This is a genomic window from Senegalia sp. (in: firmicutes), assembly GCF_052088025.1.
In the GTDB taxonomy this organism is placed as follows: Bacteria; Bacillota; Clostridia; order Tissierellales; family SIT17; genus Anaeromonas.
The window spans coordinates 1-3,210 of sequence record NZ_JBQCYD010000088.1 but is presented as its reverse complement, the minus strand read 5'-3'; the positions used below and the strand labels follow the sequence as shown (position 1 = coordinate 3,210).

General features: G+C 31.3%; 1 protein-coding gene. It reads right to left on the bottom strand.

All coding sequences use genetic code 11. The features are described from left to right. Positions 1–69 precede the first annotated feature (69 nt). Entirely contained in the window at positions 70–3,156 is a 3,087-nt protein-coding gene (locus ACTHUW_RS12590; RefSeq protein ID WP_442213518.1) for a type I restriction endonuclease subunit R, read from the bottom strand. Positions 3,157–3,210: the final 54 nt, after the last annotated feature.

Here is a 3,210-nt window from a genome sequence, read left to right as displayed (position 1 = left end):
CTTACGCTGTTCCCAATAGAAAGTAGAAATGACACTGCTAAAGGCAGTGTCATTTCTACTTTCTATTATTTAATTATATTTTTTCTTAACTTCTATAAGCCATTGGGGTAGAGCCTCGTTTAATAACTTCATAGTGTGTTCTAACTGGCTTCTTGCTTCTTGTTTTGTGGCTTTATTAAAGTCAACATTGGCTGATATTTCAGTAATATAAGGTATAGAGTCTTCTTCAACTATAGAAAAGTGATCTACTGATTTAGATAATAATGATTGGTCTATACCCCATTCTTGTGAAAATTTACTTATTTCTTTTTCCACCTTTTTATTTTTCCATTTTTCATATAATTCATCAAAATTTAAATCACTTGGTAAGTTACCTGGTACTAACTCTGTTTCTACAAATTCTTTTAATAGCTTGGCTTGCTCATCTTCACCTACATTACTTAATTCTTGAATTTCTTGATATATAATTCTTAAAGTCTCTTCATCTATAGTTTGGATTCCCTTTTCTGCTCTTACCTTATTTCCTATTAAATTTAATATATGATTTGCATCTATAACCTGACTTGCTGATAATTTTGTTTTTCCTACTAAGGGCATAATAGGTTCATCTTCATAAGGCATACTTTCTTTATATATCAAATTTTTATAGGCTCCTACATATTTTAGCCATGTATGTTCATCTATATCAAAGGACTCTTCATCCCATTTAAATTCATAGTACTGCATAACTAATCTTAACTGTTCATTTGCATCTTTAAATGATAAAATAAACAATTCTTTTCTTTCGCTATTTGTTTTTAAATTTTCCCATTCTGTAGGATCTGGTAAAGCTTTTATCATTTCTTTTATCTTTAGAGAAAATTTTTCTACTGCACTTATATAATGCTCTACTATAACCCTGCTACTAGAGCCTCCACTTCCATATAGCCTTAAAGCTCTGTTCACTTGTTCTTCAGTTATTTTAGGATATTTAAAGTTAACAATAGTTCCAAATTCCTTGTTTTTACCATAAATACGGTTAGTTCTAGAATATGCTTGAATTAATCCTTGAAGTTCTAAAGATCTATCTACATATAAGGTATTTAAGAATTTAGAATCATACCCTGTCAGTAGCTGGTCTGCAACAATAATAAGATCTATATTCTTTTTATTACGACCACTGCCTCCACGAGTACCACGAGCTACTATATCTTCAAAGTACGCATCTTCTCCTCTTTTTCTATCTCCACAAATAAATTCTATACCAGTAAATTCCCCATAATCTTTAAACATAGTCTCTATTATTTCCACTGGGATATTGTCTACATCATTTTCATTTCCAAAACTAAATGTCATAGCAATATTTATTTTATATTCATTTGATTTTAATTGTTCTTTAAATTCATTATAGTATTTAATTACACGATCCTTATAGGCAACAGTTAAAATTGCATTAAAGGTCATCTTCTGTGATTGTTCTTCCCAATTAGAAAGTATTTCTTTAACTACCCTAGCTATATGAGTTCCATCATGGTATATAAGGATTTTTCTTTTAGTTGCTTCCTTTTCAACTTGAGCATTATTCCATCCTTGTACCATTCGCTCAATTTCAAGACCTGTCATATCTGGCTTTTCTTCTTGTATTTGTTCTTTTATTTGCTCTTTTAAATCTTCATGATTTAAAAATTCACCAGTATTAATATAGTCAACATGAAAGCCCAATACATTTCCATCTGCTATTGCTTCATCAATGGTATACTTATGAAGTTCTGGACCAAATAATTTTTCTGTGGTGTCTATAACTTCACTTTTTTCATTTACCATACCTGTAATTTCATTTTCATCAAAAAGTGGTGTGCCTGTAAATCCATAAAATAAGCCATTCTTTTTAAAATAGTCCTTTATATTCCCCATCATCTGACCCATGGTTGTCCTATGAGCTTCATCTATTATAAATATTATTTTTTTATTTGAAAAAGTAAAATCTTTAGCCTCTACTAAATCTTTAACCAGACTATTAAGTTTGAAAGTTGTAGTTACTACTATCCCTTTCCTAGGAGAAAGTAACTGTTTTCTAAGGAGATAAGTATGCTTTGTATCATCTACTGATACAGATTCATATGCAGCATAGGCCTTAAAATTTTCACTAGTTTTCTTATCGAGCTCCCTTCTATCTACTAAAAATATAACTTTGTCAAAACCTCCTCTAGTAGATAAAAATAAGGCAGTTTTAAAACTTGTAATGGTCTTACCTGAACCAGTAGTATGCCAAACATATCCTCCATGAGGTATCTTCTCCTTATTATCCCAACCAAAGGCAGCGCCTTCTACAGCTTGAAGTGCATAAACCTGATAGGAACGCATAATCATATGCCTTTTGTTTTCCTCTTCTTCTGCCTCATCTATTATCAAATAATCTCCTACCAGTTGGTGGGCCATAGGTATCATTAAGAATTGAGCCACTATATCCTGCCAATTATTAACGGGTCTATTATTTTTATTCGCCCAGCCAAAAACAAAACTTAAGTTGAAATCATTTATGGACTTTGGTGTGGCAAAATATCTTGTAGCTACTTCAGATGTAATTACCATCATCTGAGAAAAGACAAAAAAATTATTTATATATTCCCCGTCCCTATAGTATCTTTTAAATTGTCCAAATGCTTCATCTAATGTTTTATCAGCACGCTTTTGTTCAATATTAATTAAGGGCAATCCATTAATTAATAGTACAATATCAAATCTATTATTATTTGAAGTGGTAATTTCTCTAGCTATTTTATAGCTTGAATCACCACCCCTTACCTCTGCTTTTTTAAAGATAGTAAGAGTTATTTGCTTTCTAGTAACTTTAGGATTATCATCCCTATAGATTCCATCTATTTTACCAATGGACCCTTCCATAGCAAGTATCTTAGCAGCTTCAAAGCTGTTATCTATAGCATTTACCTTTGAAAGTACTTGTGCAAATTCAGTATCAGTAAGTGGTACTCCTTCTAATTGATCAGCATTAATACGATTTAGTTCACCTCTCCAGTGAGCTATTAGATCATCTTCTGTTACTTTTTTCTTATTCCCATTTAATTCATCCGGAGCTATCCATCTATACTTTTCTAACTCCCTTACAAATCTTTCCTGAAAGTTTCTTTCAGATGAAGTTTTTTTATGATTTCCCACGAAACTCCCCCTTTCTTTCTACACAAACATTTCATTTAAGTAGGCTTTTTTAAT